The sequence below is a fragment of the Mesorhizobium sp. B2-3-7 genome (assembly GCF_006442695.1).
Taxonomy (GTDB): domain Bacteria; phylum Pseudomonadota; class Alphaproteobacteria; order Rhizobiales; family Rhizobiaceae; genus Mesorhizobium.
This window is the reverse complement of sequence record NZ_VFVV01000001.1, coordinates 502,369-517,516: the sequence shown is the minus strand read 5'-3', so window position 1 is coordinate 517,516 and position 15,148 is coordinate 502,369. Positions and strand designations below refer to the sequence as shown.

General features: G+C 64.8%; 16 protein-coding genes. 6 read left to right on the top strand and 10 right to left on the bottom strand.

Annotation, left to right across the window (positions count from 1 at the left end; all coding sequences use genetic code 11):
* Positions 1-140: 140 nt before the first annotated feature.
* Positions 141-446, top strand: a complete 306-nt coding sequence (locus FJ940_RS02660; RefSeq protein ID WP_140491773.1) for a DUF1236 domain-containing protein — start codon at positions 141-143, stop codon at positions 444-446.
* A gap of 112 nt (positions 447-558) precedes the next feature.
* Here FJ940_RS02660 and FJ940_RS02655 read toward each other — a convergent pair whose 3' ends face one another.
* Positions 559-1,539: a threonine/serine dehydratase gene (locus FJ940_RS02655; protein WP_140491775.1), complete on the bottom strand. Its 981-nt coding sequence runs from the start codon at positions 1,537-1,539 to the stop codon at positions 559-561.
* Between the two features lie 147 nt (positions 1,540-1,686).
* On the bottom strand, positions 1,687-2,010 hold the full coding sequence (locus FJ940_RS02650; RefSeq protein ID WP_140514141.1) for a hypothetical protein: 324 nt from the start codon (positions 2,008-2,010) through the stop codon (positions 1,687-1,689).
* A gap of 177 nt (positions 2,011-2,187) precedes the next feature.
* Between FJ940_RS02650 and mbfA the strand changes: the two genes are divergently transcribed.
* A complete protein-coding gene (mbfA, locus tag FJ940_RS02645; RefSeq protein WP_140491779.1) occupies positions 2,188-3,171 on the top strand; it encodes an iron exporter MbfA in 984 nt (327 codons plus the stop codon).
* 42 nt (positions 3,172-3,213) lie between these two features.
* On the opposite strand, the gene FJ940_RS02640 is transcribed toward mbfA, so the two are convergent.
* Both FJ940_RS02640 and FJ940_RS02635 read right to left on the bottom strand, forming a co-directional pair.
* Entirely contained in the window at positions 3,214-3,558 is a 345-nt protein-coding gene (locus FJ940_RS02640; protein ID WP_140514140.1) for an antibiotic biosynthesis monooxygenase, read from the bottom strand.
* The gene (locus FJ940_RS02635) at positions 3,555-3,887 is read right to left on the bottom strand and encodes an NIPSNAP family protein (RefSeq protein ID WP_140491782.1); all 333 of its coding nucleotides are present in this window, start codon (positions 3,885-3,887) and stop codon (positions 3,555-3,557) included. Before FJ940_RS02635 ends, FJ940_RS02640 begins: the two co-directional genes overlap by 4 nt.
* 161 nt (positions 3,888-4,048) lie before the next feature.
* On the opposite strand from FJ940_RS02635, the gene FJ940_RS02630 reads away from it, so the two are divergent.
* Positions 4,049-4,723, top strand: a complete 675-nt coding sequence (locus tag FJ940_RS02630) for a winged helix-turn-helix domain-containing protein (protein ID WP_140514139.1) — start codon at positions 4,049-4,051, stop codon at positions 4,721-4,723.
* 78 nt (positions 4,724-4,801) lie between these two features.
* On the opposite strand, the gene ligD is transcribed toward FJ940_RS02630, so the two are convergent.
* The 3 genes from ligD to FJ940_RS02615 all read right to left on the bottom strand — a co-directional run bounded on the left by ligD (position 4,802) and on the right by FJ940_RS02615 (position 8,824).
* Positions 4,802-7,315: a DNA ligase D gene (gene ligD / locus FJ940_RS02625; protein WP_140655125.1), complete on the bottom strand. Its 2,514-nt coding sequence runs from the start codon at positions 7,313-7,315 to the stop codon at positions 4,802-4,804.
* A gap of 12 nt (positions 7,316-7,327) precedes the next feature.
* Positions 7,328-8,206, bottom strand: a complete 879-nt coding sequence (locus tag FJ940_RS02620; protein ID WP_140655122.1) for a Ku protein — start codon at positions 8,204-8,206, stop codon at positions 7,328-7,330.
* Positions 8,207-8,317: 111 nt separating this feature from the next.
* Positions 8,318-8,824 carry a ferritin-like domain-containing protein gene (locus tag FJ940_RS02615; protein WP_140491790.1) on the bottom strand — a complete coding sequence of 169 codons (507 nt, stop codon included), beginning with the start codon at positions 8,822-8,824 and terminating at the stop codon, positions 8,318-8,320.
* 400 nt (positions 8,825-9,224) lie between these two features.
* Between FJ940_RS02615 and FJ940_RS02610 the strand changes: the two genes are divergently transcribed.
* Positions 9,225-9,365 carry a hypothetical protein gene (locus FJ940_RS02610; RefSeq protein WP_013892047.1) on the top strand — a complete coding sequence of 47 codons (141 nt, stop codon included), beginning with the start codon at positions 9,225-9,227 and terminating at the stop codon, positions 9,363-9,365.
* A gap of 358 nt (positions 9,366-9,723) precedes the next feature.
* On the opposite strand, the gene FJ940_RS02605 is transcribed toward FJ940_RS02610, so the two are convergent.
* Genes FJ940_RS02605 through FJ940_RS02595 form a run of 3 tightly spaced genes read right to left on the bottom strand, consistent with a single transcriptional unit; the run spans position 9,724 to position 13,242 of the window.
* On the bottom strand, positions 9,724-10,107 hold the full coding sequence (locus tag FJ940_RS02605; protein WP_140524413.1) for a DUF1850 domain-containing protein: 384 nt from the start codon (positions 10,105-10,107) through the stop codon (positions 9,724-9,726).
* Positions 10,104-12,224 (bottom strand): TRAP transporter permease, encoded by a 2,121-nt coding sequence (locus FJ940_RS02600; protein ID WP_140524415.1) that lies wholly within the window; start codon positions 12,222-12,224, stop codon positions 10,104-10,106. Before FJ940_RS02600 ends, FJ940_RS02605 begins: the two co-directional genes overlap by 4 nt.
* A 58-nt stretch (positions 12,225-12,282) precedes the next feature.
* Positions 12,283-13,242 carry a TAXI family TRAP transporter solute-binding subunit gene (locus FJ940_RS02595; protein WP_140514134.1) on the bottom strand — a complete coding sequence of 320 codons (960 nt, stop codon included), beginning with the start codon at positions 13,240-13,242 and terminating at the stop codon, positions 12,283-12,285.
* A gap of 261 nt (positions 13,243-13,503) precedes the next feature.
* Here FJ940_RS02595 and FJ940_RS02590 point away from each other — a divergent pair, with 261 nt between their 5' ends.
* Complete coding sequence (locus FJ940_RS02590) at positions 13,504-13,872, top strand: YciI family protein (protein WP_140491798.1); 369 nt, start codon at positions 13,504-13,506, stop codon at positions 13,870-13,872.
* A gap of 7 nt (positions 13,873-13,879) precedes the next feature.
* Positions 13,880-15,124, top strand: a complete 1,245-nt coding sequence (locus tag FJ940_RS02585) for an RNA polymerase sigma factor (protein WP_140559153.1) — start codon at positions 13,880-13,882, stop codon at positions 15,122-15,124.
* Positions 15,125-15,148: the final 24 nt, after the last annotated feature.

The following is a 15,148-nucleotide window of genomic DNA, read 5'->3' as shown; positions in this document are numbered from 1 at the left end:
CCCCCTCAGTGCAAGCGAAGCCTTTGGCATCTCGAGTCCGGCCGCATCATCTGGCGGGGTGCGGAATGCCACCAAAACAACGAGATAGAGCCGAGACTTGCAACTGTATTGCGCTCTATCGACCAGCAATGGAGGCAATGATGAGACTGTATCTTTCCGCCACCGCGGCCGGGCTTCTGCTAGCCGCCGGCATCGGTGCCGCCGCTGCTCAGGACGTGATCATCGAGCCGCAGCAGGAGACCGTTATCCGCGAATATGTGCACAAGAAGCCGATCGCCTCGGTCGACCTGCTGGGCGTCCAGCTGGCCATCGGCTCGACCTTGCCGGACACTGTTGAGCTGCATGCGATCGATGTTCCTGATGTGCAGTACCGCTATGTCGTCGTCAACGGTCAGACCGTCCTCGTCGATCCCGGAACCCGTCGCATCGTGAAAGTCATCGACTGACGGCACCGTCATCAGCTGACGGGCACTGGGCAATTCCAGGAAAAGTGCGCAGCGGTTTCCATCCGGAATTGCGAAACAACAAGGCTGCCCGCCCTGCCATGCAGGGCGGGCGTCAAGCGGCAGCAGCCATGATCTTGGCATAGGCGTCGAAATCGACATTGCCGCCAGACAGCACCACGGCCACGCATTTGCCGGCCAAGTCGATCCTGCCCGACGAGAGCGCGGCGAGCCCGACGCAGCCGCCGGGCTCCACGACGAGCTTGAGATGGGCCATGGCGTCGCGCATGGCCTGCTTCGTCGCCTCCTCCGAGACGGCAATCCCGCCGGCCAGCGTCCTGCGATTGATCTCGAAAGTGAGCGCGCCCGGCTCGGCGACGAGAAGTGAATCGCAGATCGAGGTGTGGCCGGGCTCATTCGCTACCCTGGTGCCCTTGGCCAGCGACCGGCTGGTGTCGTCGAAAAATTCCGGCTCTGCCGCCCAGACGGCGGTGGCGGGCGAACCGTCCTTGACCGCGATCGAAATCCCGCTGCTCAGCCCGCCGCCGCCACAGGGAACGATGACGGCGTCGAGGCTCACGCCAAGCGCCTTGGCCTGACGCAGCAGTTCGAGGCCGATCGTGCCCTGGCCGGCGATGATGGCGGGATCGTCATAGGGCGGCACCAGGACCATGCCCTTCTCCACGTAAGGCCGCACCACGGCCACGCGGTCTTCGCGGACGCGATCGAAGGCGACCACTTCGGCGCCCATCTTGCGGACATTGCCGATCTTCATGGCCGGTGCGTCCGACGGCATGGCGATGACCGCCCTGACGCCGAACATGGCGGCGGAAGCGGCAACGCCTTGCGCATGATTGCCCGAGGAAAAGGCGACCACGCCGCGGCCACGCTCCTCGGCCGATAGCGAGGACAGCTTGTTGTAGGCGCCGCGGAACTTGAACGAGCCGGTACGCTGCAGCGTTTCCGGCTTGAACAGGATGCGGCCGCCGAAGCGGCTGTTGAGCTCGGGCGATTCGATCAGCGGCGTCTCGACGATAAGGCCGGAGAGCCGGGCGGCGGCGGCGTGGATATCGGCGATGCCGGGAGGCGTGGTCATGGCGGGTCCTGTAAGATGTGGTCCGGCCATGGTGCACGCAAAGGGCCGCGCGAGGCCAACAAAAAAATGTAACCCTCACAAGGTTTGAGATCACGACGGCCGGCAGTGCTGGCAGTCACCTGCCTGCCGGTCCGTCCAGTTCAACCCTCACCCCAACAACGTCCGCTGCCGCTTGTTGCCGCCGGCCTTGCGCCAGGCGTTGAAGCGATGGGTGGCGGCGGCAAAGGAAATCTTCATCTGCTGGGAGACCGAATAGCGCGACTTGCCTTCGTCGAACATGCGGTAGCAGCACTCGACGCCTTCCTCGGTCAGCTTGCCGTCGAGGGTCTTGTTGTGCGGGTTGGCGGGATCGAACTTCTCGATCTGCTGCTCGACCAGACCTTTCAGGCGCTGCAGATCGGCCTCGATGCTGGCTATGAGGTCGAGGACGGGTTTCGGGTCGAAGTGATGGGCGTCCGGCTTTGCAGTCATCGGCGGCTTCCTCGGTTGTTGGCTTGAGTTTGGTCATATAAGTGAACATTTGCCGATAATGAAGAGGCGGCGCCGAATGGCGGCTTCAACAAATCTTGACCACTGCCCAGGCGCACGATTGACCGATGCGGCAGCAAACTTTAGTTTAGAACAATTCTAAACTAGGGTGATTTCCTCATGCTTTCCCGTGTTTTCGGCTTCGGCCGCCGCTCCTTCGATTCGCTCTCCGAACAGGAGATCCTGGCGCTTGCCATCTCGTCGGAAGAAGACGACGGGCGCATCTATCGCGCCTATGCGGATGGGCTGGCGGAGGATTTTCCGCAATCGGCCAAGATGTTCGAGGACATGGCCGAGGAGGAGGACGGTCATCGCGACGCGCTGATCGAGCTTTTCCGCAGGCGTTTCGGGGAGCGCATTCCGCTGATCCGGCGCGAGCATGTGAAGGGCTATTACGAGCGCAAGCCCGACTGGCTGGTCAAGCCGCTCGGCATCGAGCAGGTACGCCGCCAGGCCGAGGCGATGGAGCGGCAGGCCTATCTGTTCTATGTCGAGGCGGCCAGGCGCACCACCGATGCCTCGACCAGAAAGCTGCTCGACGAACTGGCGGCGGCGGAACAGAGCCATGAGAGCATGGCGCAGCGGCTGGAGCAGCAGCACGTGCCGGGCACCGTGAAGGTCGAGGAGGCGACGGCCGAGCAGCGCCAGTTCATCCTCACCTATGTGCAGCCGGGACTGGCCGGACTGATGGACGGCTCGGTATCGACGCTGGCGCCGATCTTCGCCGCCGCCTTTGCCACGCATGACACGTGGCAGACGCTTCTCGTCGGCCTCGCCGCCTCGATCGGCGCCGGCATCTCGATGGGCTTCACCGAGGTCGCCTCCGACGACGGCAAGCTGTCGGGTCGGGGTTCGCCGGTCAAGCGCGGCCTGACCGTGGGCATCATGACGACGCTCGGCGGCCTCGGCCATGCGCTGCCCTACCTGATCCCGCATTTCTGGACGGCGACAGCGGTTGCCGCCGTGGTGGTGTTCTTCGAACTCTGGGCCATCGCCTTCGTCCAGAACCGCTACATGCAGACACCCTTCCTGCGCGCCGCCTTCCAGGTGGTGCTCGGCGGCGCGCTGGTGTTCGCGGCGGGCGTGCTGATCGGGAACGCATAGGGTTCATCCTTCTCCCCTTGTGGAGAAGGATGAACCTGCCGATTAGCCGTTCACGGCCCGGCTATCCACCGGCGCCTGTTGCCTTTCACTCAAGCCATAATCGCGCACGACGTGCGCGATGCGCAGGCGGTAGTCGGCAAAGATGCCGCCGCGCCCGGCCTGCTGCGCCTGCCGGTGTTCTTGCGTGTTGCGCCAGGTCTTCACCGCATCCTCGTCGCGCCAGAACGATAGTGACAGGATGCGGTCCGGATTGGCGAGGCTCTGGAAGCGCTCGACCGAGATGAAGCCATCGATGCCTTCAAGCAGCGGCCGCAACTGGGCGGCGATGCCCAGATAGGCGTCGCGCCTGCCCGCGGCCGGCTCGACCTCGAAGATGACGGCGATCACGGCAGCACCAGCTTCGCGTGCGGGCCGGACGCCAGTTTCAGGAACATGCGGTCCTCCTTGAGGATGAATTTTTCACGGCGGGCGAATTCGTAGTTTGCCTTGCCGGCCGGGTCGGCGGCAAGCCGGGCCCTATAGGCTTCATAGGCGGCCAGGCTTTCTATGTTGTAGGCCGCATAGGCGGTCGTGGCCGAGCCTTCATGCGGCGCGTAGTAGCCGATCAGGTCGGCGCCGCAGCGCGGAATGGCCTGGCCCCAGTTGCGGGCATATTCCTCGAACGCGGCCTTGCCGAACGGATCGATCTCGTAGCGGATGAAGCAGGTGATGGTCATTCCGGTCTCCCTGAGTTGACGCACAGATAATTCGATCTCTGTCGAAACGTCGCCTACGCCGGTGTGCTAAGCAGTTTCCTGTCAGGAGCATCGTCAGCGCTCCTTGAGCTCAGCGAAGGATAGTGATTATCTGGCGAGAATGCTTCGATAGGGATGAAACTATGCGCGAAGGACCCGACATTGCCCGCATCGCCAGCCTGATCGGCGACCCGGCCCGCGCCAACATGCTCAACGCATTGATGGGCGGCACGGCGCTGACGGCAAGCGAACTGGCGCTCGAGGCCGGCGTATCGATGCCGACCGCCTCCTCGCATCTGTCGAAACTGATGGAAGGCGGGCTGCTGACCGTGGCAAGCCAGGGCCGGCATCGCTATTACGGGCTCGCCGGGCCGCAGGTGGCTGAAATGATCGAAGCCATCGCCGGCGTCGCCGAAACCATCGGCCCCAGGCGCGTGCGGCCGGGCCCTCGCGACGGGGCGATGCGCGTGGCGCGCGTCTGCTACGATCATCTTGCCGGCGAGCAGGCGGTGGCGATGCTCGACCGCCTCATCGACCGGAGGCTGCTGCTGCGAGACCGCGGCGAAATCCGCTTGGCGCCTTCGGCCGCCTCGCATTTCGCGGCGATGGGCATCGATGTGGAGGCAAAGGCCCGGCGGCCGGTGTGCCGCGCCTGCCTCGACTGGAGCGTACGGCGCTCGCATCTCGCCGGCACGCTGGGCGCCGCCATCCTCGACAAGATCCTCACCGAGAAATGGGCGCGCCGGGAGAAGGACAGCCGCGCCGTGATTTTTTCGCCGCCCGGCAAACAGGCGTTCGAGAAGGTGTTTTTGGCTTGAGCTATCGGCGCTGTTGCCAGCATCGATTCGCCGGCGGGACAGGCGCGAAGGATCGCCGCGCTGCAAATGCGGGCAGGATTACCCCCGCTTCAACACCTTCCCCTTCTTGAAGAAATCCTTCCACGGATCGGCTTCCGCGAGTTGCTTCAGCGTCGTCTTGTCGCCGATGGGGAATGCGTTCGGCGGCAGGCCGGCTTCGATCTCGGCCCAGGTCACCGGCATCGACACCGTGGCACCCTTCTTGGCCCGCGACGAGTAGGGCGCCACCGTGGTCGCGCCGCTGCCATTGCGCAGATAGTCGACGAATATCTTGCCGGTGCGCGCCTTCTTGGACAGCGTCGCGGTGTAGCGGTCGGGCGCGCCCTGTTCCAGCGCGCGCGCGAAATCATGGGCGAAGCCTTTCACCTCCTCCCAGTTGGCCGACGGCTTCAGCGGCACGACGATATGAAAGCCCTTGCCACCCGACGTCTTGACGAAATTGGGCAGCGACAGCTCGTCAAGCTTGCCCCTTATGTCGAGTGCCGCCGCCCGCACCGCCTTCACGTCGACGCCTTCATCGGGGTCGAGATCGAAGACGATCTGGTCAGGTCGTTCGAGCTCGTCGATGGTGCAACCCCAGATGTGGATCTCGACCACGCCGAGCTGGACAAGTGCCGCGACGCCGTCGAAGTCACGGATAAACAGGATTTCCTCGCCATCCGTGGGATCCCTCGTTTTCTCGATCTTGTCATGCATGCCTGGCGAGGCATGCTTCTGGAAGAAGCGCTGGCCGCCGACACCGTCGGGGGCCCTGACCAGGCTGAGCGGGCGGTTGACCACGAATTGTTTCATGCGCGGCCACACCAGCGCGTAATGATCGAGCAGCCCCTGCTTGGATATCTTTTCGTCGGGCCACAGCAGCTTTTCTGGGTGGGACAGCTTCACCGTGGTGGTTGCCGCCCTTGCCGGCGTTGCGCCGCTTGACGCCGGCTTGGCCCGGGCCGTGCTTTTGCCTGTCGGTGCCTTCGGCTTTTCCTGCACGACTTCCTCCGCCGGCTTGTCCTCGCGCAGCCCCTGGAACGAGGCGTGGCGTACTATACGGTCGGAGGTCCAACTGCGGAACTCCACTTCGCCGACAAGCTCCGGCTTCACCCAGACCAGGCCCTTGCCCCTCGGCACGGCCTTGTCGAAGGGCGACGACTTCGTTTGCAGCGCATCGAGCTTCTTCTTCAGGGCATTGGCGCCGCCGGTCGAGAAGCCGGTGCCGACGCGGCCGGCATAGTGCAGCTTGCCGGCCTCGAAATAGCCAAGCAGCAGCGAACGCAGCCCGCGCCCGGTCTTGTCGGACGGCAGGTAGCCGGCGATGACGAACTCCTGTCGCAGCGTGCATTTCGACTTCACCCAGGACGGCCCGCGCCCGCTGCGGTAGACCGCGTCGGCGCGCTTGGAGACGACGCCCTCCAGTCCCATGCGGCAGGCATGCTCGAGCATGACCTTGCCGGGCTCGGCGAAATGGTCGCTGAAGCGGACCGCCGAATCCTCCGGCTGGCCGGCCAGCAATTCCTGCAAGGCCTGCTTGCGCTCGACCAGCGGCTCGCGGCGCAGGTCCCGCCCATTCAGCCGCATCAGGTCGAAGACGTAGTAGATGAAGCGATCCGTGCGCTTCGCCGACAGGTCGGCCTGCAAAAGCGCGAAGGAAGAGACGCCGCTGTCGGCCAGCACCACGATCTCGCCGTCGATGATGGCGTCGCTGCATTTCAATCCGGCGAGCTCGGCGACGAGCGCGTCGCCGAATTTCTTCGTCCAGTCGAGGCCGGTGCGGGTGAGCAGCCGCACGTCCGTGCCGGCGATCTGCGCCTGCATGCGATAGCCGTCGAACTTGACCTCATGCAGCCAGTCCTCGCCCGGCGGCGCTTCCCGCTCGAGCGTGGCCAGTTGCGGCTCGATGAAGTCGAGGCGCTTTGCGTGTCCGGCCTTGGCCTGGGCGGCGGCCGGTTTGTTGGAGTGCCAGACTTTCGCCTTCTCCCCTTTCGCGGCCTTGCCCGCCCCGACCTCCTCGATCGTCAGGCCCGACTTCACCGATTTCGGCGCTTCCTCCAGAATATCCTCGCCCGGGCGCGCCGCGCCATCGTCCGACTTGATCAGCAGCCAGTTGTCGCGCTTCTCGCCGGGGCGCGGTCTCAGCCGCACCAGGTGCCAGCGGCCGTGCAGCTTGTGGCCGTTGAGCTCGAAGTTGATATGGCCCTTCTTCATCGCCTTGGCCGGATCGCCCTCGGGCACCCATGTGCCCTCGTCCCAGACGATGACCGAGCCGGCGCCATATTCGCCCTTGGGAATGGTGCCCTCGAACGGCGCATAGTCGATCGGATGGTCCTCGACATGCACGGCGAGCCGTTTCTCGTGCGGATCGAGGCTGGGCCCGCGCGTCACCGCCCAACTCCACAGCACACCGGCATGTTCGAGGCGCAGGTCGTAATGCAGCCTGGTCGCGGCGTGCTTGTGGATGACGAAGATGCCGCCGGCCTCGCTCTTCTTGCCGCGGGCGACCTTGCCGGAGGGTTCGGCGGTTTTCCTGAAATCGCGCTTGGCATGATATTGTTCGAGGCTGGCCATCGCTACGTGTCCTCACGCCGATTTGCGCTTGGGCGCGGCTTCTTTAGGCTTGCCGCGTTTGGCCGCCGGCTTGGCTTTCGCCGAGGCCTTGCCGCGACGTTCGCCCGATCCGCCATCCGACGAAAGGCTCTTCTTCAGCGCATCGAAAAGATTGACGACATTGGACGGCTTGGGCGCCGCCTTGGCCTTCGGCGCCTTGCGGCCCGCCTTCTTGGCGCGGATCAATTCGAGCAGCGCATCCTCGTATTTGTCCTCGAATTTCGAGGGATCGAACTTCGCTTTCTTCTTGTCGATGATGAGCTCGGCCAGATCGGTCATCTCCTGATCCGTCTTTACCGATTCGATGTCGCCGAAGACGGTGTCCGGCTGGCGCACCGTGTTGTCGTAGCGCAACGTCGTCAGCACCATGCCCTTGCCGAGCGGTTCGATGAGCACGGGACGTTCGCGCCGATAGAGCACGATGCGCGCCAGGCCCGCCATCTTCTTGCCGGCCATCGCGTCGCGGATGACGGCGAAAGCGTCCTGCGAGACCTTGTCGGCCGGCGCGACGTAATAGGGCGTATCGAGATAGATCTGCTCGATGGAGGATTTGTCGACGAAGCCGTCGAGGCTCATTGTGTGCGAGGACTCGATCTGGATGGCCTCGATCTCGTCCTCTTCGATGTGGATGAACTTGCCATCGTCGTCCTCGTAGCCCTTTATCTCGTCGCCATCCTCAAGCGGCTTGCCGGTTTCGGCGTCGACATAGATCCGCTTCACCGTGTTGCCCGTCTCACGGTTGAGGATGCGAAAAGAGGCCTTCTCGGCATGGGTGACGACATTGGTCAGTTCGATGGCGCAGGTGACCAGCGAAAGCTTCAGATAGCCTCTCCAGGCGGGACGCGGCGCCATGATGATTTCCTGTAGAGAAAGACCTGGCTGGAACGGACGACGACCCCAACGGTTCCAATCCGGTCGAGCCAAGGCCGGCGCGATTGCCACCGGCCCCGGCTCTTTCAGCCCCTATTCGGCGGCCTGCAGGTTGATCTTGCTTTCCGCTATTTCGGTCAGCTTTCGATCCGTCGCCTGCTCTTCCTTGAGGTTCTTGGCCAGCACGTTGGCGCAGTCGCTGCGGCCAAGCTGCTTGGCCCAGGCGATCAAGGTGCCATAGCGGGTCATCTCATAGTGCTCGACCGCTTGCGCCGAGGCGATCAGCGCCGCATCCAGCACCTCCTTGTCGTCGACGTCGCCGCTGACGTCGTCGGCTTCCTCGAGGATGCCGTCTATGGCCGGGCAGTTGACCTCCTTGGCCTTGACGCCGTGCAGTTCGAACACCTGCTCGACGCGCTCGACATGGCCCCTGGTCTGCTCGAGATGTTTCTCGAAGCCGGCCTTCAGCTGCGGATCCGTCGCCTTGTCGATCATCTTCGGCAATGCCTTCTCGATCTGCTTTTCGGCATAATAGATGTCGCGCAGCGTGTGCACGAAGAGGTCGTCCAGGGTTTTGATGTCCTTCGAAAAGAAGCCCATGATTGCGGCCCTTCCTTTGCTCTTGCGGTTGCGGGTTAGCGTGGGGCCGCAGGTCGGCGGCCCCATGGGCCGGCCATGCCGGCTCGAAGAATCAACGTCTCGTCCCAGGCCGGGTTCCGGACTTGCGGCGGCGAGCAAGGAAAATTCTCCCGCCAGGGCGAAAGCTGAAACGCAACCGCACCCAGGCGACATCCAAACGAAACATATGTGATGCAAAAGTCACACACGCCGAAATGGCGACAAAAGGCGTGGAAAGACCCCGAATCAGCCGCATTCCGGCCATGAAGCGACGGGTTTTCGACCAGAAATTAACATCGCGTTCACCGACTATTCACGCCTCGACGCTATGATTTCCGCAATTCGGAAGGGACACCCGAAAGTCGGGACAGGGACAGGTAAAATGAACTTCCTCACGCACCTCATCGGCTATGCCGCAGCCATCCGCGAATTCGTCGCGCCGACCTATCGGCCCGAGCGCTACTACATGCGCGGGCCGGGCCCGGCCTGCGCTCGTCGCGGCACCTCGCTGGGCGCGCACTGACCATGACTTTCGAGAGCCGACACAACAGCCGCATCTGCAGGCCTGACGTCGAGTCGCGCGCCACCACCTATCGCGCCGAGCGCCCGACCTTCGCCGATCGGCGGCGTGCGACATCGCCGCGGCTTTGAGACCGCCTTCGCCGGCTTAATGTCTCAGGACACGAGCCGCCGAGGCCCGCGTAAGCGACCTTCTCCAGTCCAGTCGGCCCCAGTCCAGTCGGCCCCAGTCCAGTCGGCCCCAGTCCAGTCGGGCCCAGTCCAGTCGGGCCCAGTCCAACCCGTCCTTCTGAATACCCTTCGATGCAAGCCATCCGCTGACCGTCTTCGACGGCGTCGGCTCCAGCCGGGATGATCGTGCGCTACCGCGGCAGGCTCGTGCCGTCCGGAGCACACGGCTCCAGCACGATCGTGCCGCCGGCCACCTTGCCGAGTTCTCGGCAACCCTGATCTGCGCACAGTGTCCAACCATCACCGGTCGCGCCGGAGGCGGCGAGCATAAGGCTTCGCTGCGGCCCGACCTTCGGAGCATAGACCCACCAGCCGTCTCGCAGCACCGCGCCCTCCGGTGGTTCCATGCCGGCGCCCGAGCCCTTTATGCGCGCCTCGGTGACTTGCAGGCCGGAAGGCATCACCTTCCAGTGTTCCTCCCAGCGCGTGCGCTCCACCGAGTGCGTCCAGGAGAGGGTGAAGGCGGCGGCCGCCAGCGTCACCGTCTTGCCGGCGGCAAGGATACACAGGCTCATGCTTGGGCCGTCGCCCGCCGCGCACGCCAGAAATGCCAGCCGATCCAGGCAAACGACAATGCCCAGCCTGTCTCGTCGGTGAGCGGGATCGCCGCGACCAGCAGCACGCCGGCACAGAAGGCGATGAGCCGTTCCCACCACGCCATGCGCCTGGCAAGGAAGCCGACGGCGGCGGCGCCCCACAGCACGATGCCCATGCACGCCTTGACGACGATGTAGGCGACCTCGACGGGGTAGCCGAACTGGGCGGCGATCGGGCCTGGATCCTGCAGCATGAGCGCCGGCGTGTAGACCGCCATGAACGGCACGACGAAGCCGGCAATGGCAAGCTTGGTCGCCTGGATGCCGATCTTGAGGCCGCTTTCCCTGGCCATCGGGGCGGCCGCGAAGGCGGCCAGCGCCACCGGCGGCGTGAGATCGGCCATGATGCCGAAGTAGAAGACGAACATGTGGCTGACCACCAGCGGCACGCCGAGCGACAGCAGCGCCGGGCCGGCCAGCGAGGAGGTGATGATGTAGTTGGGAATGGTCGGGATGCCCATGCCAAGCACCAGGCAGGTGAGCATGGTCAGCACCAGGGACAGGAACAGATTGTCCTGGCCGATGGAGATGATCCAGCCGATGAAAGTGGAGGCGATGCCGGTGAGCGTCAGCGTGCCGATGACGATGCCGACGATGGCGCAGGCGATGCCGACCGGCAGCGCGTTCTTAGCCCCTTCGGCAAGTGAATCCACGCAGATCCGCAGCGTTTCGCGCCCGCCCTTGAAGGCGAAGCAGGCGACGACGAGAGCGGCGATGACGAGGCCGAGTATGTTGACGCCGAAGCGCATGAACGAGGCGGCGGCAAGCCCGAGCGCCAGCCAGAAGACGACGCGGAAGGCGAGCGGTCCGATCAGGGCCGCCAGTGGGGTGCCGAGGATGAGCACGATGGTCAGCGCCAGCCCCATCGTGCCGGCGAAGATCGGTGTGTAGCCGGCAAACAGGAGATAGATGAGGGCCGCCAGCGGCAGCACCAGCGGCCAGTGCTGGCGCACGGCATCCCAGGGATTGGGCAGTTCGGCCTTGGCCATGCCGTGCAGGCCGGCCTTGCCGGCTTCCAGATGCACCTGCCAGAAACAGGCGCCGAAATAGAGCAGCGCCGGGATGATCGCCGCCTTGACCACTTCGGCATAGGGGATGTTCAGCGTCTCGGCCATGATGAAGGCGACCGCGCCCATCACCGGCGGCATGATCTGGCCGCCCATCGAGGAGGTCGCCTCGACGGCGCCGGCGAAGGCCGAGCGGAAGCCGAAGCGCTTCATCAGCGGGATGGTGAACTGGCCGCTGGCCACGACATTGGCAACGCCGGAGCCGGAGATGGTGCCCATCAGCGCCGAGGACAAAACGCAGACCTGCGCCGGGCCGCCGCGCCACGAGCCGACCAGGCCGAGCGCGAAATCGTTGAACAGCGCGATCATGCCGGCGCGTTCGAGGAAGGCGGCGAAGACGACGAAGATGAAGATATAGGCGGCCGAGACATAGACCGGCGTGCCGTATATGCCTTCGGTGCCGTAGGCGAAAGTGTCGACGAGCTGGGCGAAATCGTAGCCGCGATGGATGAAGGGCGGCGGCAGATGGTTGCCGACGAAACAATAGGCGAGAAAGATGAAAGCGATGATCGCCAGCGGCAGTCCCATCAGCCGCCGGGCCGCCTCGAAGACCAGCACCACCAGCACCGCGCCGACGACAAGATCCGGCGTGGTGAGGAAACCGGAGCGGCGGATGAGGTCGGTGTAGAACACCCAATTGTAGAGGCCGGTGCCGAAGCCGAGCACGCCGAACGCCCAGAACACGGCCTTGGCCGGCAGGCTTCGGGCGCGCAGGTTGGCGATCAGGCCAAAGCCGAGCAGCAGCAGGAAACCGACATGCATGGCCCGCACCACCTGGCTCGGGATGCTGCCATAGGCGGCGACGTAGATCTGGAACACGGAAAAGGCGACGGCGATGAGGAAGGCAGCCTTGCCGGCGATGCCCTCGCCAAAGCCCGGCGGCAAGCCTTCGACCTGCTCTTCGGCGACGGGGAGATGGAAGGTGGAGGATTTGCCGTCGGCTGTCGTTCCATGCGTTGTTTCGCTCATCCGATGCACTCCAAAATGAGCGAATGACAGTGCGAAGACATCTCAGATAGTCCTCCGCCTACTTCAGCAGCCCCTTCTCCTTGTAATAGCGTTCCGCGCCCGGATGCAGCGGCACCGGCATGCCGTCGAGCGCCTTGGCAGGGTCGATCGCCTTGGCGGCGGCGTGGGCGGCGGCTAGTTGGTCGAGATGCTCGAACATCAGCTTGGTCATCTGATAGGCCGTCTCGTCGGAAACATCGGCGCGGGTGACGAGGAAATTGCCGACGGCCGCGGTCGCGACGTCCTCGGCCTGGCCCTCATAGGTGCCCTTGGGGATAACCACCGACAGATAGGGGGCGCCGATCTTGGCGACATCCTCGGCCGGCACCGCGACGACGTTGATCGGCACCGAGGTGGCGAGATCGCGGATCGAGGCGACCCCGAGGCCGGCCGACTGCAGCGTGGCATCGAGCTGGCGGTTCTTGATCAGCTCGACCGATTCGGCGAAGGGCAGGTATTCGACCCGGCCGAGATCCTCGTATTTCAGGCCGGCGGCGGCAAAGATGGCACGCGCGTTGAGCTCGGTGCCGGAGGCCGGCGCGCCGACCGACAGGCTCTTGCCCTTGAGGTCGGCCAGCGTCTTGATGCCGGATTCCTGGCTGGCGACGATCTGGATATAGTTGGGGTAGATGGCGGCGATGCCGCGCAATTTGTCGAGCTTGCCGGGGAAGCCGGCCTCGGCATTGCCTTCGGCGGCCATCTTGACGGAATCGCCGAGCGCGAAGGCGATCTCGCCCTTGCCCTGCTGCAGCAGGTTGAGGTTCTCGACCGAAGCCTTGGTGGCCTGCACCTGGGTGCGGGCGCCTGCGATGCCCTTGCTGTAGATTTCCGACAGCGCCACGCCGAGCGGGTAGTAGACGCCCGACGTGCCGCCGGTCAGCACGTTGATGAATTCCTGTGCCCTGGCCGAGGCAATGCCGAGCCCAAGCGATAGCGCCATTGCGCCGGCCGCAACGAACTTCGTTCTGAAATGGAACATCCGGTTTCCTCCCTGAAATATTGGCTGCCGCACCACCTCCTCGATGCGAACCGGCCAAGTTTAGACGGCGGGCCGCAAATGCCAACCCGCAATTGCATTCATTAGACGAACGGTTGAATGGATGCGGAAACAGCTCCCGGCTTGCGCGGGACGCGACCGTGGCCGAAAGATTTTTTCCGGCACCTGTCGAAATCGGCCCTTGCCGCGCGACATATGTCCGGCTCGCAAGGACGCGGCCTACGAAACCACGGGAGAAGACCCATGCGATACATGCTTTTGATCAACAACGACGAAGCCGCACTGGCGAACACGCCGATCGAGAAGGCTCAACAGATGAGCGCGGCCTATGGCGCCTATACCGAAGCGTTGAAGAAATCCGGCGCGTGGCTGGCCGGAGAAAGGCTGCGCCCGACTCAGGCAACCACCTCGGTGCGGATCACCGACGGCAAGACCAACGTGATCGACGGCCCCTATGCCGACACCAAGGAGCAGCTTGCCGGCTTCTACATGATCGAAGCGGCCGACATCGATACCGCCATCGAATGGGCGGCGCGCTGCCCGGCGGCCAGCACAGGCACGGTCGAGTTGCGGCCGATTTGGGAAATGGCCGAATACATGCCCAAGAAATGACGATGTGATGGACAGCAGCTCGCAGATTGCCCGGGCAGCCGCCGAGGCCGCCGCCCGGCAAAGCTACGGCAAGCTGGTCGCCTGGCTCGCGGCGCCCACGCGCGACGTGGCCGCCGCCGAGGACGCGCTGGCCGACGCCTTTGCAGCGGCGCTCGAACGCTGGCCACGAACCGGCGTGCCCGAAAAGCCGGAGGCCTGGCTGCTTGCCGTGGCAAGGCGGCGGCGTGTCGACGCGGTGCGGCGGCGGCTCACCAGCGAAGCCGGCCGCGACCATCTCAAGCTGATTGCCGAGGAGGCGGAGGCGTGCATGACCGACCAGGACCTGCCCGACGAACGGCTGCGGCTGATGTTCGCCTGCGCGCATCCGGCGATCGAACCTGGCGTGCGCGCGCCGCTGATCCTGCAGGCCGTGCTTGGTTTCGACGCCGCGACGATCGCCTCCGCCTTCCTGGTTCCGCCGGCGACAATGGGCCAGCGCCTGGTGCGGGCCAAGGCCCGCATCCGTGAAGCCGGCATTCCGTTCCGCGTACCGGAGCGGGCCGAACTCGGCGAGCGCCTGGATACCGTGCTGGAGGCCATATACGCGACCTTCGCCGAGGGCTGGTCCGACCCGGCGGGCACAGAGACGCGGCGCCGGAACCTGGCCACCGAAGGGATCTGGCTCGGCAGGCTGGTGGCCTCGCTGCTGCCGGACGAACCGGAGGCGCTGGGCCTGCTTGCGCTGATGCTGTTCGCCGAGGCGCGCCGTACCGCGCGCCGCGATGGGTCCGGAGATTATGTGCCGCTCGCCGAGCAGGATCATGCGCTTTGGGATCATGCCTTGATCGACGAGGCGGAAACCCTGCTCGGCCGCGCCGCCTCCATGGGCGTGATCGGCCGCTACCAGCTCGAGGCGGCCGTGCAGTCCGTTCACGCGGCGCGGCGGCTGAGCGGCGAGACCGACTGGGTGGCGATCCGCGAATTCTACGACGCGTTGCTTTCGATCGCACGATCGCCCGTGGTGGCGATCAACCGCGCGGTGGCGATCGCCGAAGCCGAGGGCGCCGTGGCGGGGCTGGCGGCGCTGTACGTGCTTGGCGACGACAAGCGGCTCAATGATTACCAGCCCTATTGGGCAGCGCGCGCCGGCCTTCTGGCCAGGCTCGGCCAGGTGCCGCAGGCGGTCGAAGCCTATGACCGTGCGATCGGCCTTGAAAGCGATCCGGCGGTACGCCGCTTCCTGCAGGGAAAACGCGCGACGCTCAGGCATTGAAATGCCTGAGCGCGGTGCTTTGCC